This window comes from Mycobacterium sp., from assembly GCF_044223235.1.
In the GTDB taxonomy this organism is placed as follows: Bacteria; Actinomycetota; Actinomycetes; order Mycobacteriales; family Mycobacteriaceae; genus Mycobacterium.
Map to the genome: position 1 here is coordinate 71,704 of NZ_JBGAME010000021.1, position 24,235 is coordinate 95,938.

Consider the following 24,235-nt stretch of genomic DNA (forward strand, 5'->3'; position numbering starts at 1 on the left):
TTCGTCGCGGAGCGTACGAAAGCGCGCCGAAATCGCTAGACCACGACGTTGACCAGCCGGCCGGGCACCACGATCACCTTCTTGGGCGCCTTACCCGCCAGGAAGGCGGTGACCTTGTCGTCGGCCAGCGCCGCGGCCTGCACGGCGTCGACGGCGGCGTCGGTCGCGACGGTGATGCGGCCGCGGACCTTGCCGTTGACCTGCACCGGGTACTCCACCGTGTCGTCGACCAGATAGGCCGGGTCGGCCACCGGGAACGGCCCATGGGCCAGCGAGGTGTCGTGGCCCAGCCGCCGCCACAGCTCCTCGGCCAGGTGCGGCGCCAGCGGAGCCACCATCAGCACCAGGGGTTCGACCGCGGCGCGCGCGGCGACGCCCTCCTTGGTCAGGTAGTTGGTGTACTCGATGAGCTTGGCGGCCGCGGTGTTGTTGCGCAGCGACGCATAGTCCTCGGCCACACCGGCGATGGTCCGGTGCAGCAGACGCAGCGTCTCGTCGTCGATCGCCTCATGCTCTGCCACCCGCTTGTCGCCGGTGCTCTCGTCGACGACGACCCGCCACACCCGCTGCAAGAACCTGTGCGCACCGACGACGTCCTTGGTTGCCCACGGCCGCGACGCCTCCAACGGGCCCATCGACATCTCGTAGACCCGCAACGTGTCGGCACCGTAGTTGTCGCAGATCTCATCCGGCGAGACCGAGTTCTTCAGGCTCTTGCCGATCTTGCCGAACTCCTGGAACACCTCCGTCTCACCGTCCGGCGAGGCATAGAAGAACTTTCCGTCCCGTTCGGTGACCTCGGCCGCGGGTACATACGCGCCGCGCGCGTCGGTGTAGGCGAAGGCCTGGATGTAGCCCTGATTGACCAACCTGCGGTAGGGCTCGCGGGATGAGACATACCCCAGGTCGTGGAGGACCTTGTGCCAGAACCGGGAGTACAGCAGATGCAGCACCGCATGCTCGACGCCGCCGACGTAGAGATCCACACCGCCCGGGTCGTGCGCACCGTGCTCGGCCGGCCGCGGGCCCATCCAGTACGCCTCGTTCTCCGCGGCACAGAACTCGTCGGGGTTGTGGGGGTCGGCGTAGCGCAGCTCGTACCACGAGCTGCCCGCCCACTGCGGCATGACGTTGGTGTCGCGGGTGTAGGGCCGTAGGCCGTCGCCGAGGTCGAGGTCGACGTGGACCCACTCGGTGGCCTTGTTCAGCGGCGGGGACGGCTCGCTGTCGGCGTCGTCGGGGTCGAACAGCACCGGCGAGTAGTCGGGCACGTCGGGGAGTTCGACCGGCAGCGCCGACTCCGGCAACGGGTGGGCCTGCCCGTCGGCGTCGTAGACGATCGGGAACGGCTCCCCCCAGTACCGCTGCCGGGCGAACAGCCAGTCCCGCAGCTTGTATTCGATGCGGGCCTGCCCGCGGCCGTCGGCCTGCAACCGGCTGACGATCGCGTCCTTCGCGTCGGCCACCGACATACCGTTCAGGTAGTCGGAGTTGACCAGTTTTCCGTCGCCGCTGTACGCGCCGTGCGAGATATCGCCGCCGGCAACCACTTCCACGATGGGCAGGCCGAACTCGGTGGCGAACTCCCAGTCGCGCTGGTCACCGCTGGGCACCGCCATGATGGCGCCGGTACCGTAACCAGCCAGCACATAATCGGCGATGAACACCGGGATCCGTTGCTCGTTCACCGGATTGGTGGCGTAGGAACCGGTGAACACACCGGTCTTGGTCTTGTTCTCCTGACGTTCCAGATCGGATTTCGCCGCGATCGCGGCTCGGTAGGCCGCCACCGCTTCGGCGGGGGTCGCCGCGCCATACGTCCACCGCGCGTCGGTGCCGCTCGGCCACTCCTCGGTGACGAGCGTGTCGACCAGATCGTGCTCGGGCGCCAGCACCATGTAGGTCGCACCGAACAGCGTGTCCGGGCGAGTGGTGAACACCTCGATATCGCCGGCGTCGGTCGCGAAGTGTACCTGCGCGCCGATCGAGCGGCCGATCCAGTTGCGCTGCATCGTCTTGACCTTCTCGGGCCAGTCCAGCACGTCGAGATCCTCGAGCAGCCGGTCGGAGTAGGCGGTGATGCGCATCATCCACTGCCGCAACCGTTTCCGAAACACCGGGAAGTTGCCGCGATCGCTGCGGCCGTCGGCGGTGACCTCCTCGTTGGCCAGCACGGTGCCCAATCCCGGACACCAGTTCACCATCGAATCGGCGTGGTAGACCAGCCGATGATCGTCGACCACCTCGGCGCGCTCCCCCGCCGACAATGCCGACCAGCTGCGTCCGTCATTCAGAGTTCTTGTGCCGGAATCGAATTCGGCTACCAACTCGCTGATCGGCCTGGCCTTGTTCACGGCGGAGTCGAACCAGGCGTTGTAGATCTGCAGGAAGATCCACTGCGTCCACTTGTAGTAGTCGACGTCGGTCGTCGAAAAGCTGCGTCGCGCATCGTGTCCGAGACCCAGCCTGCCCAACTGGCGGCGGAAGTTGACGATGTTGGCGTCGGTGCGGGTGCGTGGATGGGTGCCCGTCTGCACCGCGTACTGCTCGGCGGGCAGACCGAACGAGTCGAAGCCCAACGCGTGCAACACATTGCGGCCGGTCATCCGGAAGTAGCGAGCGTAGACGTCGGTGGCGATGTAGCCCAGCGGGTGCCCGACGTGCAGACCTTCGCCGGACGGGTAGGGAAACATGTCCTGCACGAACATCTTGTCCGCCGGTACGGCCGTGCCGTCCTCCGGCGCCAGCGAACCCACCGGGTTGGCGACGTTGAACGTCCCCAGCCGGGCCCAGGTCTCCTGCCAGGAGCGCTCGATCTCCCCGGCGAGCGCCGCGTTGTAGCGGTGCCGCGGGACGTCGGCGGCCTGTGCGTCCCTGTCGGGATCCAGCTGCGACTGCGTGGTCGGGGATTCGGTCACGCCCAACAGGGTATAAGGCGGGCTCGGCGCAGTTTACGGCCCACACGGCCGCGGCTCGCTGAGCGCGAGGGCACGGCTTGGTATCGGTTCCGTTGCAGACCGATCAGGGGTTGGTTCCAGGTCAGTTCCAAGCCTGGTGGCTAACACTCGCAGGCCGATAGGGTCGTCCCTTGACGCAGGGCGCACAGAGCCCACATAGGTCGGAAGGATCGAGGTCGATGATCGAGATAGCCCGCCACTGGCGGGTTCTGGCAGGAGGCGCGGCCGTGGCCGTCGCCGGTGTTGTCGGGTTCGCGGGCACCACCGCCGAGGCAGAGCCAACGTTCCCGCTACCACCGCTTCCCGGTCCCGCCACGGTGACTCAGACCGTGACCGTGGCGCCGGGCGCCTCCCCCGACGCAAACCCGCTCGCGGTCCCGCCGACCCCGGCGGCGGCAGAGCCGCCCGCCGACCCGACGCTGCTGGGACCCTCCATCGAACCGCCCGCCCCGCAGACGATCCTGCCTGCCAGTTCCGGCAGCCTGCGCGACTTCTTCAACGAGAAGGGCGTGCGCCTCGAACCACAGTCGAGCCAGAACTTCACGGCGCTCAACATCGTGCTGCCGATGCCGTCGGGCTGGTCCCCGGTGCCCGACCCCAACGTCCCCGACGCGTTCGCGGTGATCGCCGACCGCGTCGGCGGTGACGGGCTGTACACCTCCAACGCCCAGGTGGTGGTGTACAAGCTGGTCGGCGACTTCGACCCGAAGGAAGCCATCAGCCACGGACTCATCGACAGCCAGCAGCTGCCCGCGTGGCGGACCACCGACGCGTCGCTCGCCGACTACGGCGGCATGCCGTCATCGCTGATCGAGGGCACCTACCGGGACAGCACGATGACGCTGAACACCTCCCGACGCCACGTCATCGCCGCCGTGGGCCCCGACAAGTACCTGGTGACCTTGTCGGTCACCACGTCCGTCGACCAGGCAGTCGCAGCGGGCGACGCGACCGACGCCATCGTGACTGGATTCACGGTGGCCGTCCCGGGTGCCGCAACACACGCACCGGCGGCGCCACTCGCGCCGCCCGCGCCCCCTGTCCCGGCGGCACCGCTGCCCGCGGCCCCCGCCGCCGTTCCGGCGCCCGCACCGCCGCAGATGCTGGGCTTGCCCGGGTAACCGGGCGAAGATGTCGGCCCCCGGGCGAAGCCTGGCGCCCGGGGGACGCGCCCACGAGGACGGGCTGAGCTACGCCTCGTATTGTGTGGCCATGCTGATCGCCGCTGTCCTGTGCCTGTGCGCCGCCGTCGGGATCGGTGTCGCCGGGGTGTGGACGCTGGCCCGGCCGCACGCCGGCGACCCCGACCGCCAGCTCCTCCGGGCGCTGGCGCCCGCCCAGTTGGCCGCAGCGGTGATGTTGGCGGCCGGTGGGGCGGTGGCACTGTCCGCGGACGCGACCACCGGCCTGCTGGTGCTGATCCTGTGCGTCGTCGGTGCGGTCGCGACCGTCGCCGCCGGCAGCTGGCACATCGCGAAGGTCGGCGCTACGGCGATGGCCATGCAGAAGACCCCGCAGAAGGCCGGCGGGTCCGACGTGGGCTGCGGGGGCGTCTGCGCTAGTTGCACGTTCTCGTGTCGGTGAGCCCCCGACCGTCCCTGGTGTCGCGGATCGGCAGCCTGCCTATCGACACCTTCGTTCTGCTGCTGCTGTGCGTGGTGGCCGTCGCGACGGTGTTCCCCGCACGGGGCGGATTCGCCGATGCGCTGTCGGTGCTGACCAAGATCGCGATCGCGGTGCTGTTCCTGCTCTACGGCGCGCGGTTGTCGCCGACGGAGGCCTGGCACGGACTGCGGCACTGGCGACTGCACACGCTGGTGCTGGCGTGCACCTACGTCGCGTTCCCACTGCTCGGACTGGCCGCCAACGCACTGGTGCCGACGGTCCTCACCCCCGAGCTCTACACCGGGGTGCTGTTCCTGTGCCTGGTGCCCTCGACGGTGCAGTCGTCGATCGCGTTCACCTCGATCGCGCGCGGCAACGTACCCGCCGCGATCGTCAGCGCATCGGTGTCCAACATCCTCGGTGTGCTGCTGACCCCCGTGCTGGTGGTGTTGTTACTGCACACCAGCGGCGGCAACGTGGACGGTGCGGCCGTGCTGAACATCGTGCTGCAGCTGCTGCTGCCCTTCCTGGTGGGTCAGCTGCTGCGGCCGTGGCTGGCCGGCTGGGTGAAACGGCACGCGGTCGTGACCAAGGCGTTCGACCGCGGCTCGATCCTGCTCGTGGTCTACACCGCGTTCTCCATCAGCATGACCGAGCACATCTGGAGCACCGTGCAGCCGCTTCGGGTGGTCGCGGTCGCGGTGGTGTGCTCCCTGATACTCGCCGTCATGCTGGCCGTGACCGTGCTCGTCGGCCGCGCGGCGAAGCTCAACCGCGCCGACACGGTGGTGCTGCTGTTCTGCGGGTCGAAGAAGAGTCTCGCCTCCGGGCTGCCGATGGCGCTGGTGCTCTTCGGCTCGTCACAGAACACCCCCGTCGGTGTGATCATGTTGCCGCTGATGATCTTTCACCAGATCCAGCTGATCGTCTGCGCCGTCATCGCCAGCAGGCTGGCCCGCCAGCCGCTAGAGACTTCGCCGCCGACCTCGACCGAAGACGCCGAGCCGACCGAAGGCGCCGAGCCGCCGCGCCCGGCCGATCGCTAATTGCGGCTGATGTCGATCGGGTGGGTCGCCAGCAGCGACATCGGAAACGGCTGACGGCGCAACACCCGCGACCACAGGTCGGTGCGCGGCTCGACCAGCACGTCGGAGGGCAACGCGGACAACACGATCCAGTCGTCGCGCTCGATCTCGCCTTCGAGCTGGCCGATGGTCCAGCCGGAATAGCCGGCGAACACCCGCACCCCTTCGACGACCGGTGCGATCGTCTCGGGTTCGGCGTCCAGGTCGACCATCACCATCCGGCCCTGAACGTGCCTGATCCCGGGGATCCCGGCAGGATCCATCCCAACCCGCAACGTCGCAAGGCACAGCGCCGCATCGCGCTTCACCGGTCCGCCGATGAACATCGTCTTGGGTTTGGTGGCCAGTTTCGCCCATTGCGGCAGAACGTTGTACACGGCCGTCTCGCTCGGCCGGTTGAGCACGACGCCGAGGGTTCCGCCGTCGTTGTGTTCGACGATGTAGATGACGCTGCGCCGAAACGTCGGCTCCAGCAAGTCGATGTTGGCAAGCAGCAGAGTTCCCGCCCGCACCCGCTGTGCGGCAGGCGCGATGAAGTCCTCCGGGTCGTCTGACTGCGCCACTGGACCATCATGGCACCAGCGAGGCCGTGACGTGGCGAACAAGCACGGGCGGCTGCGATATTTGTGCCGCGATATTTGTACTGTGGACTCCCGTGGTTGACGCTCGGGCCCCCATCACCTTGTGGCGGTCGGTGCGTGGCATGCCCGAGTTCTGGCGCCTGCTCGAACTGCGCGCTGTCAGTCAGTTCGGCGACGGCCTTTTCCAAGCGGGTCTGGCGGGGGCGATCCTGTTCAATCCCGAGCGCGAAGCCGAGCCTTGGGCGATCGCCGGCGCCTTTGCGGTGCTGTACCTGCCGTACTCGCTGCTGGGCCCATTCGCCGGCGCGCTCCTGGATCGCTGGGATCGCCGGCTGGTGCTGGTCGGCGCCAATCTCGGCCGGCTGTTGCTGGTGCTGGCGGTTTCCGCGTTGTTGGCGATCGGGGCGGACGATCCGACGATCCTGTGTGGTGCGTTGATCGTCAACGGGTTCACCCGGTTCGTGTCGTCCGGCTTGTCTGCGGCGCTGCCGCACGTGGTGCCCCGCGACAAGGTGGTCGCGATGAACTCCGTCGCCACGGCCTTCGGTGCCGCCGCTGCGTTCCTCGGCGCGATCTCCATGCTGGCCCCGCGCTCGCTGTTCGGCGCGGACGACAGCGGCGCCGCCGTGACCATTCTCATCGTCACCGTGCCCGTCGCCCTGGCGCTGCGGTTGTCCATCCGTTTCCCACCCCACGAGCTGGGGCCCGACGACAGTGTGCGAGCCATCCACGGCTCGGCCGCCTACGCCGTAGCCACGGGCTGGGTGCACGGCATCCGCACCGTTGCCGCCGTGCCCACCGTCGCCGCGACGCTCACCGGCCTGGCCGTACACCGCATCGTCGTCGGCATCAACACCATGCTCGTGCTGGTCATGGTCCGGCACTCCGGCACGCAGAATGTCGAGGGCTTCGGCACTGCGGCCCTGTTTCTCGCCGCGGGCGGGACGGGTCAGTTCCTCGCCACCGTCGTCACCCCGAGCGCGGTTCGCCGTTGGGGCCGCTACCGGACGGCCAACGGGGCCCTGGCGGCGGCGGTCCTGATCCAGCTGGCGGGCGCCACCCTGATCTTGCCCGTGATGGTGGTGTGCGGATTCCTGCTCGGCGCCGCCGGTCAGATCGTCAAGCTGTGCGCGGACACCGCCATGCAGATGGACGTCGACGATGCGCTGCGCGGGCACGTGTTCACGGTGCAGGACTCGTTGTTCTGGGTGTCGTTCGTCGTTGCCATGGCGCTTTCGGCGGCGGTCATCCCCGCCGACGGCTACGCACCGGGCCTGGCGCTGGCCGGGATCGCGGTCTACGTCGTCGGGCTGGTCGGGCACGCCACACTTGCCCGCCGTGGGCAGCGGGACGGCTGATCCGGCCGACGGTCACAGGGACGCGGCTACTGTGGCCGGATGGCTGAAGCGGGCCCCGTGGTTGCCGATCTGCGCGCCGAAAGCGATGACCTCGACGCCCTCGTCGCCTACCTGCCCGCCGCCCGCTGGGCGGCGGCTACGCCGGCCGTGGGATGGACCATCGCCCATCAGATCGGGCATCTGCTGTGGACCGATCGCGTGGCACTGACCGCTGTGACCGATGCGGCCGGCTTCGCTGCGGTTCTGCAGGAGGCCGCCGCCAATCCGTCGGGCTTCGTCGACGCGGGTGCCGAGGAGTTGGCCTGCACGCCGCCCGAACGGCTGCTGGCCGACTGGCGCGCCGCGCGGACGCGGCTGCATGAGGCGCTTCTCGCCGCCGAGCCCGGCCGCAAGCTGCCGTGGTTCGGGCCGCCGATGAGTCCGGTGTCGATGGCGACCGCGCGACTGATGGAGACCTGGGCCCACGGCCTCGACGTGGCCGACACGCTCGGCGTCAAACGGCGACCGACGATGCGGTTGCGATCGGTCGCGCACATCGGGGTGCGCACCCGCGACTTTGCCTTCGCCGTCAACGACCTGCCTGTCCCGGCCGAATCGTTTCACGTGGAACTGCGCGCACCGGACGGGTCGGTGTGGGAGTGGGGGCCGGCCGACGCCGCGCAGCGGGTGTCCGGATCCGCCGAGGATTTCTGCCAGTTGGTCACGCAGCGCCGGCCACTGGCCTCGCTCGACGTCACGGCCGTGGGGGCCGACGCCGAGCGGTGGCTGACGATCGCGCAGGCCTTCGCGGGCCCGCCCGGCGCGGGGCGCGCCGATTCAGCGTGAGCGGGGGCCGCTGAGCGCTCGCTGCTCTAGACGCCGAAATCAACGCTTTGCAGGGGTCTTCTCGCACGTTGTCTGCACAACGTGGATCTCGCGGCGGCGCGAAGCCGGGGGCTGAGTGCGTCAAAGCTGGGTCGCCGCGTCGGCGGCGCCGTCCCCGTCCGTGTCGGCCAGTTTCACATCCCAGCGGCCGTCGCCGTCGGTGTCCACATACGCCAGCCCCTGGGATATCACCCGGTCGGCGAGGCCGTCGCCGTCGCTGTCGATGAGGCGGTCGTCCGTCTGCCCGTCGCCGTCGAAATCGACCACCGGTTCCCCGGCTCCGTGCTCGGCCCCGTCGAGCCCGAACCATCGCGCCTGCCCACCGCGGTCCACCCTGACCGCCCAGGTTCCCGACCCGTCATCGGTGAAGAAGCGTTCGGGCACATCGTCGTCATCGGCGTCGAGCACCGCATGCTCGGCCAGGCCGTCGCCGTCCAGGTCGGCCAGTACGTCGTCGAGCCTCACGTCGCCGTCGAGGTCCAGCGCCACCGCATCCAGGCCGCCGTCCCCGTCGAGATCGATGTCCGGCGGCGCCGACCAGATCGTCGCCGAACCGTCACCGTCTCCCAGGCAGTAGTCCACCCCGGTCAGACGTCCGACCCGCCCCGTTCGTTCCACCACTCCACCAATTCGGCGGTCGCCTCGTCGCGATCCATCGGCCCGCGATCCAGCCGCAGCTCTTTGAGATGGCGCCATGCCTCCCCGACCTGCGGCCCGGCCGGTATCCCCAGGATCTCCATGATCGCGTTGCCGTCGAGATCGGGCCGTACCCGCGCCAGATCCTCCTTGGCGGCCAGCTCGGCGATGCGCTGCTCCAGGTCGTCATAGTTGGCCTGCAGGCGCGCCGCCCTGCGCTTGTTGCGGGTGGTGCAGTCCGCGCGCACCAGTTTGTGCAGCTTGTCGAGCAGCGGGCCGGCGTCGGTGACGTAGCGCCGCACCGCCGAATCGGTCCATCTGCCGTCCCCATAGCCGTGGAACCGCAGGTGCAGGTACACCAGCTGGGAGACGTCGTCGATCATCTGCTTCGAATACCGCAGCGCCCGCATGCGCTTGCGGGCCATCTTCGCGCCCACCACCTCGTGGTGGTGAAAGCTCACCCCGCCGTCCGCTTCATGCTTGCGGGTCGCGGGCTTGCCGATGTCGTGCAGCAGCGCCGCCCAGCGCAACACGAGATCAGGACCCGTGGGGCCCTCCAGATCCATCGCCTGGCGCAGCACCGTCAGCGAATGCTGGTAGACATCCTTGTGCTGATGGTGTTCGTCGATCGCCATTCGCATGCCGCCGGCCTCCGGCAGGACCACGTCACCGAGACCGGTCTGCACCATGAGGTCGAGCCCGGCCACCGGGTCGGCGCCGAGCAGCAGCTTGTCCAGTTCGGCGGCCACCCGCTCAGCGGTGATGCGTGCCAGCTGCGGCGCCATCTCCTGCATTGCCGCCCGGACCCGCGCCGCGACGGTGAATCCCAGCTGCGAGACGAACCGGGCGGCGCGCAGCATCCGCAGCGGATCGTCGCCGAACGACACCTCCGGCGCCGCCGGGGTGTCCAGCACCCGGGCGCGCAGGGCGGCCAGGCCGCCGAGCGGATCACGGAACTCGGCAGGCCCGTTGGCGCCGATCCGCACCGCCATCGCATTCACCGTGAAGTCCCGGCGGACCAGATCGTCGTCGAGCCGGTCTCCGAAACGCACCTGCGGATTGCGCGATGTCTGGTCGTAGGTGTCGGCCCGGAACGTGGTGATCTCGATGCGGTGACCCGCCTTGCCCACCCCGATGGTGCCGAACTCGATGCCCGTATCCCACAACGCGTCGGCCCACGGGCGCAGCAGCGTCTGCAGCTGCTCGGGGCGCGCGTCCGTGGTGAAGTCGAGATCGCTGCCCAGCCTGCCCAGCAGCGCGTCGCGAACGCTGCCACCCACGAGGAACAGTTCGTGGCCCGCGTCCGCGAAGAGCACGCCCAGCTCGCGCAGCAGCCCGCCGTGACGGTTCAGCGCCACCAACGCGCCGGCCAGCAGTTCGGCGTCAGCGGCGCTTGGAGATTCGGGCACGGTCGAGGAGCCTAATGCGCGCCGGCCTCACCGCGGAAACGCAACGAAACGCAAATCCCTCCCCCCGATGCCCGTCCGCCACCACGGCGCCGAATCCCAGGCAACGGTCCGCGCGTCCGATCACCGGCGAGTGGGGCGGGAGGGATACCGGGTGGCAGCTACTATCGCTTGGGTGTCGGACGGCGAACAGGCCAAACCACGACGGCGCCGAGGGCGTCGCCGCGGCCGTCGCGCTGCCGGCCCACCCGAGCCCGAGATCCAGCACGAGAGCGATGCCCCACCGCCCGCCTCGACGGCAGACGCGTCCGGCAGGGCCAAGCCGCAGAAGCCCCACACCCGCCGCCCGCAGGACAGGCTGCGCACGGTCCACGAGACCTCGGCGGGCGGCTTGGTCATCGACGGCATCGACGGCCCGAAGGATACGCAGGTCGCGGCGTTGATAGGGCGCATCGACCGCAGGGGACGCATGCTGTGGTCTCTGCCCAAGGGACATATCGAACTCGGCGAGACTGCCGAACAAACGGCGATCCGCGAGGTCGCCGAGGAGACCGGGATCCAGGGCAGTGTGCTCGCCGCGCTGGGCAGCATCGACTATTGGTTCGTCACCGAGGGCAGACGGGTGCACAAGACGGTGCACCACTACCTGATGCGTTTCCTCGGTGGCGAACTCTGCGACGACGACGTCGAGGTCAGTGAGGTGGCCTGGGTGCCGCTGCACGAACTCCCGTCCCGGCTGGCCTACGCCGACGAACGCCGCCTCGCCGAGGTGGCCGGGGAACTGATCGACCGACTGCAAGCCGACGGGCCCGCGGCCCTCCCCCCGCTGCCGAGGTCGGCGCCCCGCCGCCGTCCGCAGACCCACTCCCACACCCGCAATCGTCGTCGCGAAGACACCCCGCAATCCCCACCCGGCCAGCGGACGAACGGATGCGGACAAGGCCCGTGATCTCCGCGGCGCTGCCGCGCTGCAGCCTCCGGTCGACGCTGCCGCGCCTGATCTCGGTCATCGCACTGCTCGTGCTGCTCGCCGCGCCCACGGCGCCGCAAGCCGCGGGCGAACCCGGGTCCCAGACCTTCCTGCAGCTGCGCGTCGACCGGATCACCCCGGAGCTGGTGACCACCACCAGCGAACCCGTCGTCGCGGTGACCGGGGTGGTGCGCAATGTCGGTGACCGACCCGTCCGCGACGTCATGGTGCGCCTCGAGCATGCACCCGCGGTCACCTCCTCCGCCGGTCTGCGCACCAACCTCGCCGGGAACCTCGACCAGTACGAACCCGTCGCCGAGTTCATCACCGTCGCGCCCGAACTCGACCGCGGCCAGAACGTCCCGTTCACGCTGGCCTACCCGTTGCGCTCTGAGGAGGGGCGCCCGTCGCTGCGCATCGAACAACCCGGCGTGTACCCCGTGCTCGTCAACGTCAACGGAACGCCCGACTACGGGGCACCCGCCCGTCTCGACGACGCCCGCTTTCTGCTGCCCGTACTCGGGGTGCCGCCGCAGCCCGCCCCGGACGAGGCGGAGAGTTCGGCCGCCGCCACGCAGGCCGACGCCGTCCCGCCCGATACGTCCGACCCCGTGCGACTGACCGTGTTATGGCCGCTTGCCGACCGGCCCCGACTCGCCGCGGGCGCACCGGGCGGCACCACGCCGGTGCGGCTGATCAACGACGAACTGGCCGCGTCGCTGGCGCCGGGCGGAAGGCTCGACACGCTGCTGTCGGCCGTCGAATTCGCCACCAGCGCGGCCGTGGACCCCGGTGGTCAGGTCGCCCCCGCGCTGTGCATCGCCGTCGACCCCGACCTGCTGGTGACCGTCAACGCCATGACCCTCGGGTACGTCGTCAACAACGCACCCGACGCCGGGCTCGGCACCCCCACCAGGCCCGGCGCCGGGCAGCAGGCCGCGATCGCCTGGCTCAACCGGCTCAGGGTGCTCGCCCAGCGGATGTGCGTGGCGCCGACGCCCTACGCGCAGGCCGACCTGGGTGCGCTGTACCGGGTCGGCGACCCCGGCTTGAGCGCGATCGCCATCGACACGCCGGGCGATATCGTCGACCAGATCCTGGGCATCACCTCGACGCGGGGTGCCGCGTTGATCGCCGACGGCCCCTTCACCGGTTCGGCCTCTGCCCTGCTGTCCGCCCAGGGCCCGATGGTCGCGATCGCCGCAGCCGACGCGGTCGCGCAGGACGACTCCACCGGCGTGCCGGTGACGGCCGACGTGACCCCGGTGCGCTACAGCCCGCAGCTGGTGACCGCCCCTTTCGATCCGGCGGTGGGCGCGGCGCTTGCCGCCGTCGGCACCGACCCGGTGGTTCCGTCCTATCTGGACGACTCGCTGGACATCCCGGTCAAACACGACTCCCCGGTCACGCGCAGGCAGGACGCCCTCGGCGCACTGCTGTGGCGCGGCCTGCTGCCCGACGCGGTGCCGCGCAACCAGATCCTGATGCTGCCCCCGGTCTGGAGCCCGCAGCCCGACGATGCGCAGGCGGTGATGACGGCGGTGGCCACGGCGATCCGCTCCGGGCTGGCGGCCCCGCGACCGCTCGCCGCGGTGATCGCGGAAACGACCGCGGTGCCGCTCGACCCGCTGCACGCCCCGCCGCCGGACAACATCGGCAGTACCCGAGGGCGGTTCGACGACGCCGTCATCTCGAGCATCGCGTCGTCGTCGGGCCGGCTGTGGGGATTGACCGCGGCGCTGACCACCGACGTCCGGACCGGTCTGACCGGTATCCAGTACACGGCGCCGCTGCGGGAGGACATGCTGCGGGCGCTGAGCCAGTCAGTGCAGCCCGACGCCCGCAACGGCCTGGCGCAGCAGCGCCTGTCGATCGTCGCGGACACCATCAACGACCTGTTCGGTGCGGTGACGATCGTGAACCCGGGCGGTTCCTACACGCTGGCCACCGAGCGCAGCCCGCTGCCGCTGGCGCTGCGCAACGATCTGCCGGTGCCGATCCGGGTCCGCCTCGGCGTCGACGCGCCGCCGGGTATGACCGTCACCGATCTGGGGGTGATCGAACTCCCGCCCGGCTACCTACCGCTGCACGTGCCGATCGAAGTGCACTTCACCCAGCGCGTCGCGGTCGACGTCGCCCTGCGCACCGCCGACGGCCTGCCCCTGGGTGAGCCGGTGCGCCTGTCGGTGCACTCCAACGCCTACGGCAAAGTGCTGTTCTTCATCACGCTCTCGGCGGGCGCCGTGCTCGTCGCGCTGGCAAGCCGGCGGCTGTGGCACCGCTTCCGCGGCCAGCCCGACCCGGCCGACCTGGATCGGCCCTTCATGCACCGGCCCAAACCCGACCCCCTCGACGTCGCACTGGCCTACGACCGCGACGGCAAGCATCCGCCGCTGACCCGCACTGGCGACGAGAAATGAGCGCCACACCCCCGCGGCGCACGCCGCGCGGGACGGCACCCCGTCAGGCGGGCCGACCCGAACTGTCCGATGCCGCGGTGGTCTCGCGGTCGTGGGGGATGGCGTTCGCCACGCTGATCAGCCGAATCACCGGCTTCCTGCGGATCGTGCTGCTCGCCGCGATCCTCGGCGCGGCGCTGTCGAGTTCGTTCACCGTGGCCAACCAGCTGCCCAATCTGGTCGCGGCGCTGGTGCTCGAGGCGACGTTCACCGCGATCTTCGTGCCGGTGCTGGCCCGCGCCGAGCGTGACGACGACGACGGCGGCGCCGCGTTCGTGCGCCGTCTGGTCACCCTGGCCACCGCCCTGCTGCTGGTGGCGACCGTGCTGTCGGTCGCCGTCGCACCCCAGCTGGTGCGCCTGATGCTGGGCGATGACCCACAGGTCAACGAACCGCTGACCACCGCGTTCGCCTACCTGCTTCTGCCGCAAGTGCTGTTCTACGGGCTGTCGTCGGTGTTCATGGCGATCCTCAACACCCGCAACGTGTTCGGTCCGCCCGCCTGGGCCCCGGTGGTGAACAACATCGTCGCGATCGCCACCCTCGGTCTGTTCGTCCTCGTCCCCGGCGAGCTGTCCGTCGACCCGGTGCAGATGGGCAACGCCAAGCTGTTGGTGCTCGGCATCGGAACCACGCTGGGTGTGGTCGCGCAGACCGCGGTGCTGTTCATCGCCATCCGCAGGGAGCGGATCAGCCTGCGCCCCCTGCTGGGCATCGACACGCGGCTCAAGAAGTTCGGGGCGATGGCCTCGGCGATGGTGCTCTACGTCCTGATCAGCCAGATCGGTCTTGTCGTCGGCAACCAGATCGCCAGCACCGCCGCTGCGTCCGGGCCCGCCATCTACAACTACACGTGGCTGGTGTTGATGCTGCCGTTCGGGATGATCGGCGTGACGGTGCTGACGGTGGTGATGCCGCGGCTGAGCCGCAATGCCGCCGCCAACAACGTCCCAGCCATTCTCGACGATTTCTCCCTGGCCACCCGGCTCACCATGGTGACGCTGATTCCGATCGTGGCCGTCATGACGGTCGGCGGCCCGGCGATCGGCAGCGCGCTGTTCGCCTACGGGAATTTCGGCGAGGTTGACGCCGGCTATCTCGGCATGGCGATCACGCTCTCGGCGTTCACCCTGATCCCGTATGCGCTGGTGCTGCTGCAGCTGCGCGTGTTCTATGCGCGGGAGAAGCCGTGGACGCCCATCATCGTCATCGTCGTGGTGACCGCGGTGAAGATCGCCGGATCGCTGGCCGCACCCCACCTGACCGACGATCCCGAGCTGGTCGCGGGCTATCTCGGGCTGGCCAACGGGCTGGGATTCCTGGCCGGCGCAACCGTCGGCTACGCGTTGCTGCGCGCCAGCCTGAATCCGCCGGGCGGGCGCCTGATCAGCAGGGTGGTGGTGCGCACCATCCTGGTCACCATCACCGCGTCGCTGACCGCAGGCATGGTCGCACACACCGCCGACAGGCTGCTCGGGCTGGAGTCGCTGACCACGCGCGCCGGCGCCGCCGGCTCGCTGCTGCGGCTGGCCGCGCTCGGTGTGATCATGGCGCCGATCGTGGCGGCAATCATGATCCTCGCGCGGGTCCCCGACGCGCTGGCCACCGTCGCGGTGGTGCGCAGGCGCCTCGGTCGGGGCCCGGCCGTTGCCACGGCACCCGCGCAGCCGCCCGACCGGCCGCGCCCGGACCGCCCGGTCACGTACTCTGATCCGAGAAATTCCCCTCCGGAGCGGCGCCGTCCCTCAGCGGCGCGCACCGGTATGGGGCCTCCGGCTGCGGTTGCCGGAGCGGGGATGCGGAAAGGACGAGCGGTGGCCGACGAATCCGCGGCTGACGCCGCATCGGGCCAAGACGGCACGCCCACCAAACGAGTTCGGCGGCCGAGCGCCGACGAGTTCCAACCCGACGTCGCCGAGGAGTCCGGTGGCACGGCGACCACCGAGGTGGTGGCCCCGCCGTCGGTCCGTCCCCCGGCCGACTACGGCGGTGATCCCACCCGCGAACCGCTCGCGTTCGACCCGCCGCGCGAACCCCCGATCGAGGCGGCCACCGCCGACGAGGACGTGCACCTGATCCCGGGTGCGACGGTCGGGCGTGGCCGCTACCGGCTGCTGGTGTTCCATGGCGGCCCGCCCCACCTGCAGTTCTGGCAGGCCCTCGACACGGCGCTGGACCGTCAGGTGGCGTTGACGTTCGTCGACCCCGACGGGGCGCTGCCGGGCGAGCGGGTGCGCGACATCCTCTCGCGCACCATGCGGCTCGGCCGCATCGACAAGCCCGGCGTGGCCCGGGTGCTCGACGTCACCAACACGGGCTCCGGGGGTCTGATCGTCTCCGAGTGGATCCGCGGCGGATCGCTGGCCGAGGTCGCCGACACCGCGCCGTCGCCGGTCGGCGGCGCCCGCGCGGTTCAGTCGCTGGCCGCGGCCGCCGAGGCCGCCCACCGCGCCGGGGTCGCGTTGTCGATCGACCATCCGAGCCGGGTCCGCGTCAGCATCGACGGCGACGTGGCGCTGGCGTTCCCCGCGACGATGCCCGATGCCACCCCCGACGCCGACGTCCGGGGTATCGGCGGCGCGCTCTACGCGCTGCTCGTCGACCGGTGGCCGTTGCCGGAATCCGGGGTACCCAGCGGCCTCGCGGCTGCCGAACTTGACGCCGCGGGGCTACCGGTCGAGCCACGGGCGGTCAATCGCGACATCCCGTTCCAGATCTCGGCGGCGGCGACCCGCGCCGTCCAGGAGGGCGGTGGCATCCGGAGCGCCCCGACCCTGCTCAACCTGCTCCAGCAGGCGACCGCCATCGCCGACCGCACCGACGTGATCGAGCCCGTCGACGAACCGCAGGACGCGCCACCGGTCCGGTTCCGCGGCGGGCCCGACGACGACCCCGAGGCGGCCGCCCGGCGCAAGAAGGGCCTGTTGATCGGTCTCGGTGTGGGCGGCGCGGTGATCGTGCTGGCGCTGATCATGCTGGCGACGCTGCTGAGCCGGATTTTCGGCGATGTGGGCGGTGGACTCGACGAGGATCAGCTCGGCCTGAACGCACCGTCGGCGACGACGTCGCAAGGCGCCCCCGACTCCCGCGGTGGAGCCGTCGTGAAACCCGTGCGCGCCACGGTGTTCTCGCCCGCGGGTGGTGCCGACTCCCCCGACACGGCAGGCAACGCCATCGACGGCGACCCGGGCACGGCGTGGTCCACCGACACCTACAGCGATCCGGTTCCGTTCCCGAGCTTCAAGAACGGTGTCGGGCTGATGCTGCAGCTGCCGGAGCCGACCCGGCTCGGCTCGGTCGACCTCACCGTGACCAGCACCGGGACCCGGGTCGAGATCCGCTCGTCGCAGTCGCCGACGCCTTCGTCGCTGGACCAGACCACCTCCCTGACGCCGCCGACCCCGCTGCGACCGGGTTCGAACACGATCAACATCACCGACGCCCCGCCCACCTCGAACGTGCTGGTGTGGATATCCACCCTGGGCACCGTGGACGGCCAGAGCCGCACCGACATCTCCGAGATCACGCTGCGGGCCGCGTCCTGACCCGTGGCGGGGACGGTGCCCGCAAACATGTGTCATGGGGGGCCCCGCACGCCGTTTAGGGTTCGGCTGTGGGGAGCTTCGGGGATGTTCACGGGCCATTCGGGGTGCGGCAGGAAACCGCTCCACCTGACCGGGAGTGCGCGACGTCGGGGGCGGCGGGCCGCTCCGACGCCCAGTTGCTGGCAGCGCATGTGGCCGGTGACCGCTACGCCTTCGAAGAGCTGTTCCACCGCCATCATCGCCAGCTCTACCGGCTGGCACGGATGACCAGCCGCACCGCCGAGGACGCGGCCGACGCCCTACAGGACGCCATGCTGTCGGCTCATCGCAGCGCGCCCGGGTTTCGCTACGACTCGGCGGTGAGCAGCTGGATGTACCGGATCGTGGTCAACGCCTGCCTGGATCGCCTGCGGCGCACCAAGGCGCACCCGACCACCGAGCTCTTCGACGACATCGGCCACGTCGGCGACCCGGCTCCGCGCATCGACACCGCGATCGTGGTGCAGCGCGCCCTGATGCGGCTACCCCTCGAGCAACGCGCCGCGGTGGTAGCCGTGGACATGCAGGGCTATTCGGTTGCCGAAACCGCACGCATCCTTGGAGTGGCCGAGGGCACCATCAAGAGCCGCTGCTCACGCGCGCGGGCCAAACTGGCGGAGTCGCTGCGGTACTTCGACCGGACCGCGCCGGACTGCCCCTCGGCGCCCGCATCGGCGACGATGGAACCACACTCCCCGCCCAGCCGTCCTACTCACGATGCGGGTTGGTTGGCCGCGGGACAGAACCGAGGTGCGGGCTGGGGTGTCGGAACCACGAATGACTGACGGCAACGGGTCTGTCCCGGCGTTGACGCCCGCACTACTCGCCGACCTGCAGGCTGGACTGTTGGACGACGCCACTGCCCGGCGGGTCCGTGAGCAGGTGCGCGACGACCCGCAGGCGGCCCGCATGCTGGCCGCGCTGGACCGCGTCCACGCCGATCTCGTAAACCTGGGCGCCGACGCGCCGTCCGCTCCCCCGGTGCCCCGCGAGGTGACAGCCCGCGTGGTGTCCGCACTGCGCGACGCACCCCCGCCGAACGTGGTCACCGGCGACACCGGGCGGGAACGTCCCGCCCATACGGCGCGGCCGGCGCCGCTGCGCAACGGGCGGCTGCTGGCCGCGGGCGCGGGTGCCGCCGCCGCGCTGGCCGCCATCGTCGTCGGTGCGACGGCACTCGTCGGTCCCCCGGCAACGACCCGAACGGCGGGCGTGACCGCCGAACAGATCACCGTCGGCCCCGGGCACGGCGTTCCGTTGTCCGACGCGCAGATCCTCGCGCTGATCACCCGGCCCGCCGAGCTCGGGCCGCTCGGCGACTCCCGACGGTTGGAGTCCTGTCTGACCGGGCTGGGCTATCCCCCCGACGCGAAGGTGCTCGGGGGCCGACCGCTGACCGTCCGCGGCCGCCCGGCGGTCCTGCTGATACTTGCCGCCGACACCCCCGGGCGGCTGGCCGCACTGGCAGTTGCGCCCGGCTGCGACGCCGCGCGCGCAGGCCTGCTGGCCGACACACAAGTCACGCGCCCGTAATCTGTCCCCAACCGACCGGGGAACAGCGCGGCTTAGGCTGGTGTTTATACCCGTGCCGGACAGTAGCGGCAGAAAGGCGCACATGACCTCGACATCCACGGTTCATGACGTGATCGTCATCGGCTCCGGCCCAGCCGGCTACACCGCAGCAATCTATGCCGCCCGCGCCCAGCTCAAGCCGCTGGTGTTCGAGGGCACCCAGTTCGGCGGCGCGCTGATGACCACCACCGAGGTGGAGAATTATCCGGGCTTCCGCAGTGGCATCACCGGGCCCGAACTGATGGACGAGATGCGCGAGCAGGCGCTTCGATTCGGTGCGGACCTGCGCATGCAGGATGTCGAGGCGGTATCCCTGGACGGTCCCGTGAAATATGTCACCGTTGACGGCGAGACGTTTGCGGCCCGCGCGGTCATCCTCGCGATGGGCGCCGCCGCTCGCCATCTCGGCGTGCCCGGCGAGGAGGCGTTGCTCGGCATGGGCGTCAGTACGTGCGCCACCTGCGACGGGTTCTTCTTCCGCGACCAGGACATCGCGGTGGTCGGTGGTGGCGACTCGGCAATGGAGGAGGCCACCTTCTTGACCCGGTTCGCCCGCAGTGTCACCCTCATCCACCGCCGCGACGAGTTCCGCGCATCGAAGATCATGATCGAGCGGGCGCGGAACAACGACAAGATCATCTTCCGGACCAACACCGAGGTGGTCGACGTCAAGGGTGATCCGAAGGTCACCGGGGTTCGGCTGCGCGACACCGTCACCGGCGAGGAATCGGATCTCGCGCTCACCGGCCTGTTCGTGGCGATCGGCCACGACCCCCGCTCGGATCTGGTCCGCGGGCAGATCGACCTCGACGCCGAGGGTTACGTGCAGGTCCGCGGCCGGACCACCAGCACCTCTCTCGAGGGTGTGTTCGCCGCCGGCGATCTCGTGGACCACACCTACCGGCAGGCGATCACCGCGGCGGGCAGCGGTTGTGCCGCCGCCATCGACGCCGAACGCTGGCTTGCCGAAACAGCTTCCGCCGCAGTCGAAACCACCGAAGCCGACAGCCTGATAGGAGCACAGCAGTGACCGAGGACAGTGCAACCGTTGCCGTCACCGACGACTCGTTCGCGGACGACGTCCTGTCCAGCAGCACACCCGTGCTGGTGGACTTCTGGGCCAGCTGGTGCGGTCCCTGCAAGATGGTCGCACCGGTTCTCGAGGAGATCGCATCGGAGCGCGCCGGTGCGTTGACGGTGGCCAAGATCGACGTCGACGCGAATCCCGCGACCGCCCGTGACTTCCAGGTGGTGTCGATCCCGACGATGATCCTGTTCAAGGACGGCAACCCGGTGAAACGCATCGTCGGGGCCAAAGGTAAGGCCGCACTGTTGCGCGAGATCGCCGACGTCGTCTGAACGGCTGTCCGACGCCGTGTTTGGCGCCGGCTCGCCGATGCGGCGCGTCACATGATGGCCTGCCGTTTTCCTTAAATGGGTCGTTGTCTGCGACAATGCCTTCTAGCTTGTCTTGTTTCAGTCAGCGCTGACCGCTGACCCCATGACCGAAAGGCCAGCCTGGAGGGCCAGTATGTCGAGTCTGCGTCGCGGCGACCGCGGAAACGCGGTTACCGAGATCCGGGCCGCGTTGTCCGCGCTGGGACTGATCGACAGTCCCGATGCCGATCTCACCACCGGTAAGCATGTCGCACTGGACGTGTTCGACGCCGAACTCGACGACGCGGTACGCGCCTTCCAGCAGCACCGCGGGCTGCTCGTCGACGGTGTCGTCGGCGAAGCCACCTACCGGGCGCTCAAGGAAGCCTCCTACCGACTCGGCGCGCGCGCACTGAATCACCAATTCGGCGCACCGATGTACGGCGATGACGTGGCGACGCTGCAGGCGCGGCTGCAGGACCTCGGCTTCTACACCGGTTTGGTGGACGGACATTTCGGTCTGCAAACCCACAACTCGCTGATGTCCTATCAGCGGGAATACGGGCTGTACCCCGACGGCATCTGCGGCCCAGAAACGCTGCGCTCGTTGTACTTTCTCGGTTCACGCGTCACCGGCGGTTCGCCGCATGCGATCCGCGAAGAAGAACTGGTGCGTCGCTCTGGTCCCCGCCTGTCCGGAAAGCGGATCATCATCGATCCGGGCCGCGGTGGCGGTGACCACGGGCTGATCATGCAGGGCCCGTCGGGTCCGATCAGCGAGGCAGACATCCTGTGGGACTTGGCGACTCGCCTGGAAGGCCGGATGACCGCGATCGGCATGGAGACCTTCCTGTCGCGGCCCGCCAATCGCAGCCCATCCGATGCCGAGCGTGCCGACACCGCCAACTCCGTCGGTGCAGACCTGATGATCAGCCTGCGCTGCGCCACCCTGGCCAGCCCCGCCGCAAACGGCGTCGCATCGTTTCACTTCGGCAACTCGCACGGTTCCGTCTCGACGATCGGGCGTAATCTCGCCGACTTCATCCAGCGAGAAGTTGTCGCGCGCAGCGGTTTACGCGACTGTCGAACCCACGGACGCACCTGGGATCTGCTCCGCCTGACCCGGATGCCGTCGGTGCAGGTCGACGTCGGCTACATCACCAATCCCCGCGACCGTTCGCTGCTGGTGTCCACCCAGACGCGCGACTCCATCGCCGAAGGGATCCTCGCCGCGGTTAAGCGGCTGTACCTGCTGGGCAAGAATGACCGTCCCACAGGAACATTCACGTTCGCCGAGCTGCTGGCACACGAACTTTCGGTGGAGCAGGCCGGCCGGTTGAGCTCTGGCTGACCAAGCCACAGACCACTTATACGCAGCGGCTCGCGCCCGCACCCACCGGCTGCTGCAGCTGCGCGCTTTCCAGCAGACGCTCCAGCGCCGCCTCGACGTCGGCTTTCCAGCCCAGTCCCTGCTCCAATTCCAGCCGCAGCCGCGGGAAGTACCGGTGCGGTGTCACCACCTTGAACCCGACCTCGCGCAGGAACTCCGCGCCGATCGTGCACTCCTCGACTGAGCAGTCGCCGAGCACTTCCACCACCGCGCGCAGCTCCTCGGGCACCGTCGCCGCGTCCGAAAGCTCCGCGACGTCGGCGGTATGACCGAACGCCTCCAGTGCGCGCACCCCCCGTCGCACCAGATCACCGATGACGGCGGCGAGCAGGCTGGCGGGTAGGCCGTCACAGCCCTCCCCCGTCTCGACCCCGATGGTCGTCAGCAGCACCGCGTCCGCGCTGACCGGGCCGGACGGAAACAGCTGCGCGCGCGGCACCGCGCCGGGCGGCGCGTAAAAGGCATAACCCAGGCAGGGCTCGTCGCCGGTGCCCGAGCGGCGGAGCGGATCATCGGGACCGGCGGATGCGGTGTCCGGGCGGTCGACGGCGAGCTGGCCGCACGAACCCCACTCCAGCATGACCATCGACAGCCACGCTTCCTTCTCAAACTCGGGGTCGGTCAGGTGATGGTGCCCCGATTGCATACCGCGAAGCGTCGACGGATCCATCTCCCAGAACACACATCGCCTGGCGTGTTTGGGCAACTGCTCGAACGCCTCGAGGCGAAGGGGCGCGATACGTGGTGACACTTAGAACTCCCCAGTTTCTACGCGGCATCGATCGACCTGGCGTGGTGCGGCTGCCTCTCCAGGATAGGAGAGCAATCCGTCCGCGGCCCGCCATGGTGGTGTTCGCCAGCCGCCCCGCCCTGAGATTGTCGAAAATGCTTGTTGCACAGGATCTTTCCTTCGAGCACGAAATCCGCGGGCAGTCAGTGTGGGTTGAGTGTCACAGTGACGTAATTACCGTGGGTGGTCGGTCAGGCGTTTGCGTCGCTCATCAGGTCAACGATGCGCTGAAGATCGTCCACCGAACCGAACTCGACCACGATCTTGCCTTTTCGTTTGCCGAGGCTGACCGTCACCCTGGTGTCGAAGGCTGTCGACAACCTCTCGGCGACGTCCTGCAGGCCGGGCATCTGGATGGGTTTGCGTCGCGGCGCCGGCGGGGTGTCGGCATCCCGGTTGGCCAGCGTGACGGCCTCCTCGGTAGCGCGGACCGACAGTCCCTCGGCCACGATGCGCGTGGCGAGCTCCTCCTGCCGTTCGGGTCCGCCCTCGAGGGCAAGCAATGCCCGCGCGTGGCCCGCCGAGAGCACGCCGGCGGCGACCCTGCGCTGCACGGCGATGGGCAGTCGCAGGAGCCGGATCATGTTCGTGATGAGCGGTCGCGATCGCCCGATGCGGGACGCCAGCTCGTCGTGGGTGACCCCGAACTCGTCGAGCAACTGCTGGTAGGCGGCCGCCTCTTCGAGGGGGTTGAGCTGTACCCGGTGGATGTTCTCCAGCAGGGCGTCGCGCAGCATGCTGTCGTCGGCGGTCTCGCGGACGATGGCGGGGATGGCGGCCAGGCCGGCCTCCTGCGCGGCACGCCACCGCCGCTCCCCCATGACGATCTGATAGCGCGGCGCCGGCGTGTCGGTGTCGTCACCTGTCTGCGATTCGACGGTGCGGACGACGATGGGTTGCATCAACCCGAATTCGCGGATCGAATGCACCAGCTCGGCAAGGGACTCGTCATCGAAGACCTGCCGTGGCTGGCGAGGGTTCGGCTCGATCGCGGCCGGATCGATCTCGCGGTAGACGGCACCGAGATCGCTGGTGTCGGCGGTCTCCGCGTACGCCAGCTGCGGGGCGATCGATCCGCCGCCGAGGACGACGTCGGCCGCCGCATCGCCCATCCGCGGCCCGAGGGTGACCGTCGCTCCGTCGGCCGGTCCGGTCGGGATGAGGGACGCCAAGCCGCGGCCGAGACCACTCCTCTTACGTGCCGGCTGAGTCATGCAGTCCTCCTCTGTACGCAAGCGGTCATCGGCTGTTCGGCGCGGGTGCGCCACGTTCGGCAAGTTCGCGACTGGCATCCAGGTAGCTCATCGCTCCGCGGGATCCCGGATCGTAGTCGAGAATCGTCATGCCGTACCCAGGCGCCTCGGATACCTTGACGCTGCGCGGGATCACGGTTCGCAACACGGTTTCGCCGAAGTGTGCGCGCACGTCGACGGCGACCTGATCCGCCAGTTTCGTCCGGGCGTCGTACATCGTGAGGATGACGGTGGACACCGTCAGGTCCGGGTTCAGATGGGATTTCACCATCTCGATGTTGCGCAGCAGCTGACCCACCCCCTCCAACGCGTAGTACTCGCACTGGATCGGGATCATTACCTCCGGTG

The 24,235-nt window shown here is 69.5% G+C and carries 20 protein-coding genes; 13 read left to right on the forward strand and 7 right to left on the reverse strand.

The window, feature by feature from the left end; all coding sequences use genetic code 11:
* Nucleotides 1-35: 35 nt before the first annotated feature.
* Nucleotides 36-2,918 (reverse strand): leucine--tRNA ligase, encoded by a 2,883-nt coding sequence (gene leuS / locus ADBZ6K_RS20755; protein WP_526350179.1) that lies wholly within the window; start codon nucleotides 2,916-2,918, stop codon nucleotides 36-38.
* Nucleotides 2,919-3,136: 218 nt separating this feature from the next.
* Here leuS and ADBZ6K_RS20760 point away from each other — a divergent pair, with 218 nt between their 5' ends.
* The 3 genes from ADBZ6K_RS20760 to ADBZ6K_RS20770 all read left to right on the forward strand — a co-directional run bounded on the left by ADBZ6K_RS20760 (nucleotide 3,137) and on the right by ADBZ6K_RS20770 (nucleotide 5,608).
* Nucleotides 3,137-4,078: an LpqN/LpqT family lipoprotein gene (locus ADBZ6K_RS20760; protein ID WP_526350181.1), complete on the forward strand. Its 942-nt coding sequence runs from the start codon at nucleotides 3,137-3,139 to the stop codon at nucleotides 4,076-4,078.
* A 91-nt stretch (nucleotides 4,079-4,169) separates the two neighbouring features.
* Nucleotides 4,170-4,541 (forward strand): hypothetical protein, encoded by a 372-nt coding sequence (locus tag ADBZ6K_RS20765; protein ID WP_526350219.1) that lies wholly within the window; start codon nucleotides 4,170-4,172, stop codon nucleotides 4,539-4,541.
* Nucleotides 4,538-5,608, forward strand: coding sequence for a bile acid:sodium symporter family protein (locus tag ADBZ6K_RS20770; RefSeq protein WP_526350183.1), 1,071 nt, complete (start codon nucleotides 4,538-4,540; stop codon nucleotides 5,606-5,608). Before ADBZ6K_RS20765 ends, ADBZ6K_RS20770 begins: the two co-directional genes overlap by 4 nt.
* Here the strand turns inward: ADBZ6K_RS20770 and ADBZ6K_RS20775 are convergent.
* Nucleotides 5,605-6,210, reverse strand: coding sequence for a YqgE/AlgH family protein (locus tag ADBZ6K_RS20775; protein ID WP_526350185.1), 606 nt, complete (start codon nucleotides 6,208-6,210; stop codon nucleotides 5,605-5,607). The genes ADBZ6K_RS20770 and ADBZ6K_RS20775 overlap by 4 nt on opposite strands.
* 92 nt (nucleotides 6,211-6,302) lie before the next feature.
* Between ADBZ6K_RS20775 and ADBZ6K_RS20780 the strand changes: the two genes are divergently transcribed.
* Both ADBZ6K_RS20780 and ADBZ6K_RS20785 read left to right on the forward strand, forming a co-directional pair.
* Nucleotides 6,303-7,586, forward strand: coding sequence for an MFS transporter (locus tag ADBZ6K_RS20780; protein WP_526350187.1), 1,284 nt, complete (start codon nucleotides 6,303-6,305; stop codon nucleotides 7,584-7,586).
* 39 nt (nucleotides 7,587-7,625) lie between these two features.
* A complete protein-coding gene (locus ADBZ6K_RS20785) occupies nucleotides 7,626-8,411 on the forward strand; it encodes a TIGR03084 family metal-binding protein (RefSeq protein WP_526350189.1) in 786 nt (261 codons plus the stop codon).
* Between the two features lie 120 nt (nucleotides 8,412-8,531).
* On the opposite strand, the gene ADBZ6K_RS20790 is transcribed toward ADBZ6K_RS20785, so the two are convergent.
* A complete protein-coding gene (locus ADBZ6K_RS20790; protein WP_526350221.1) occupies nucleotides 8,532-9,032 on the reverse strand; it encodes a pullulanase in 501 nt (166 codons plus the stop codon).
* Between the two features lie 5 nt (nucleotides 9,033-9,037).
* On the reverse strand, nucleotides 9,038-10,495 hold the full coding sequence (locus ADBZ6K_RS20795; protein WP_526350191.1) for a CCA tRNA nucleotidyltransferase: 1,458 nt from the start codon (nucleotides 10,493-10,495) through the stop codon (nucleotides 9,038-9,040).
* A 172-nt stretch (nucleotides 10,496-10,667) separates the two neighbouring features.
* Between ADBZ6K_RS20795 and ADBZ6K_RS20800 the strand changes: the two genes are divergently transcribed.
* From ADBZ6K_RS20800 to ADBZ6K_RS20835, 8 genes are all read left to right on the forward strand, one after another.
* Complete coding sequence (locus ADBZ6K_RS20800) at nucleotides 10,668-11,441, forward strand: NUDIX hydrolase (RefSeq protein ID WP_526350193.1); 774 nt, start codon at nucleotides 10,668-10,670, stop codon at nucleotides 11,439-11,441.
* Nucleotides 11,423-13,882, forward strand: a complete 2,460-nt coding sequence (locus ADBZ6K_RS20805) for a hypothetical protein (RefSeq protein WP_526350195.1) — start codon at nucleotides 11,423-11,425, stop codon at nucleotides 13,880-13,882. Before ADBZ6K_RS20800 ends, ADBZ6K_RS20805 begins: the two co-directional genes overlap by 19 nt.
* The gene (murJ, locus tag ADBZ6K_RS20810) at nucleotides 13,879-17,466 is read left to right on the forward strand and encodes a murein biosynthesis integral membrane protein MurJ (RefSeq protein ID WP_526350197.1); all 3,588 of its coding nucleotides are present in this window, start codon (nucleotides 13,879-13,881) and stop codon (nucleotides 17,464-17,466) included. The genes ADBZ6K_RS20805 and murJ overlap by 4 nt, the downstream gene beginning before the upstream one ends.
* 104 nt (nucleotides 17,467-17,570) lie before the next feature.
* On the forward strand, nucleotides 17,571-18,290 hold the full coding sequence (gene sigM / locus ADBZ6K_RS20815) for an RNA polymerase sigma factor SigM (RefSeq protein ID WP_526350223.1): 720 nt from the start codon (nucleotides 17,571-17,573) through the stop codon (nucleotides 18,288-18,290).
* The gene (locus ADBZ6K_RS20820) at nucleotides 18,283-19,038 is read left to right on the forward strand and encodes an RsmA family anti-sigma factor (RefSeq protein ID WP_526350199.1); all 756 of its coding nucleotides are present in this window, start codon (nucleotides 18,283-18,285) and stop codon (nucleotides 19,036-19,038) included. The genes sigM and ADBZ6K_RS20820 overlap by 8 nt, the downstream gene beginning before the upstream one ends.
* Nucleotides 19,039-19,120: 82 nt before the next feature.
* Nucleotides 19,121-20,107, forward strand: a complete 987-nt coding sequence (gene trxB / locus ADBZ6K_RS20825) for a thioredoxin-disulfide reductase (protein ID WP_526350201.1) — start codon at nucleotides 19,121-19,123, stop codon at nucleotides 20,105-20,107.
* Nucleotides 20,104-20,436, forward strand: coding sequence for a thioredoxin (gene trxA / locus ADBZ6K_RS20830; RefSeq protein WP_526350203.1), 333 nt, complete (start codon nucleotides 20,104-20,106; stop codon nucleotides 20,434-20,436). Before trxB ends, trxA begins: the two co-directional genes overlap by 4 nt.
* A 172-nt stretch (nucleotides 20,437-20,608) precedes the next feature.
* Entirely contained in the window at nucleotides 20,609-21,805 is a 1,197-nt protein-coding gene (locus tag ADBZ6K_RS20835; protein WP_526350205.1) for an N-acetylmuramoyl-L-alanine amidase, read from the forward strand.
* Nucleotides 21,806-21,821: 16 nt separating this feature from the next.
* Here the strand turns inward: ADBZ6K_RS20835 and ADBZ6K_RS20840 are convergent, their stop codons facing one another.
* From ADBZ6K_RS20840 to ADBZ6K_RS20850, 3 genes are all read right to left on the reverse strand, one after another.
* Nucleotides 21,822-22,595: an acetyltransferase gene (locus tag ADBZ6K_RS20840; RefSeq protein WP_526350207.1), complete on the reverse strand. Its 774-nt coding sequence runs from the start codon at nucleotides 22,593-22,595 to the stop codon at nucleotides 21,822-21,824.
* Between the two features lie 230 nt (nucleotides 22,596-22,825).
* Nucleotides 22,826-23,848 (reverse strand): ParB/RepB/Spo0J family partition protein, encoded by a 1,023-nt coding sequence (locus tag ADBZ6K_RS20845; RefSeq protein WP_526350209.1) that lies wholly within the window; start codon nucleotides 23,846-23,848, stop codon nucleotides 22,826-22,828.
* Between the two features lie 25 nt (nucleotides 23,849-23,873).
* The coding region (locus tag ADBZ6K_RS20850; RefSeq protein ID WP_526350211.1) for a ParA family protein at nucleotides 23,874-24,235 on the reverse strand (362 nt) is incomplete at its 5' end.

Bases quoted from the DNA above. Each gene is read 5' to 3' on its own strand.
- ADBZ6K_RS20845 (WP_526350209.1), bottom strand. From the start codon at position 23,848: ATGACTCAGCCGGCACGTAAGAGGAGTGGTCTCGGCCGCGGCTTGGCG.
- murJ (WP_526350197.1), top strand. From the start codon at position 13,879: ATGAGCGCCACACCCCCGCGGCGCACGCCGCGCGGGACGGCACCCCGT.
- ADBZ6K_RS20820 (WP_526350199.1), top strand. From the start codon at position 18,283: ATGACTGACGGCAACGGGTCTGTCCCGGCGTTGACGCCCGCACTACTC.
- ADBZ6K_RS20760 (WP_526350181.1), top strand. From the start codon at position 3,137: ATGATCGAGATAGCCCGCCACTGGCGGGTTCTGGCAGGAGGCGCGGCC.
- ADBZ6K_RS20785 (WP_526350189.1), top strand. From the start codon at position 7,626: ATGGCTGAAGCGGGCCCCGTGGTTGCCGATCTGCGCGCCGAAAGCGAT.
- trxB (WP_526350201.1), top strand. From the start codon at position 19,121: ATGACCTCGACATCCACGGTTCATGACGTGATCGTCATCGGCTCCGGC.
- ADBZ6K_RS20805 (WP_526350195.1), top strand. From the start codon at position 11,423: ATGCGGACAAGGCCCGTGATCTCCGCGGCGCTGCCGCGCTGCAGCCTC.
- ADBZ6K_RS20765 (WP_526350219.1), top strand. From the start codon at position 4,170: ATGCTGATCGCCGCTGTCCTGTGCCTGTGCGCCGCCGTCGGGATCGGT.
- ADBZ6K_RS20835 (WP_526350205.1), top strand. From the start codon at position 20,609: ATGTCGAGTCTGCGTCGCGGCGACCGCGGAAACGCGGTTACCGAGATC.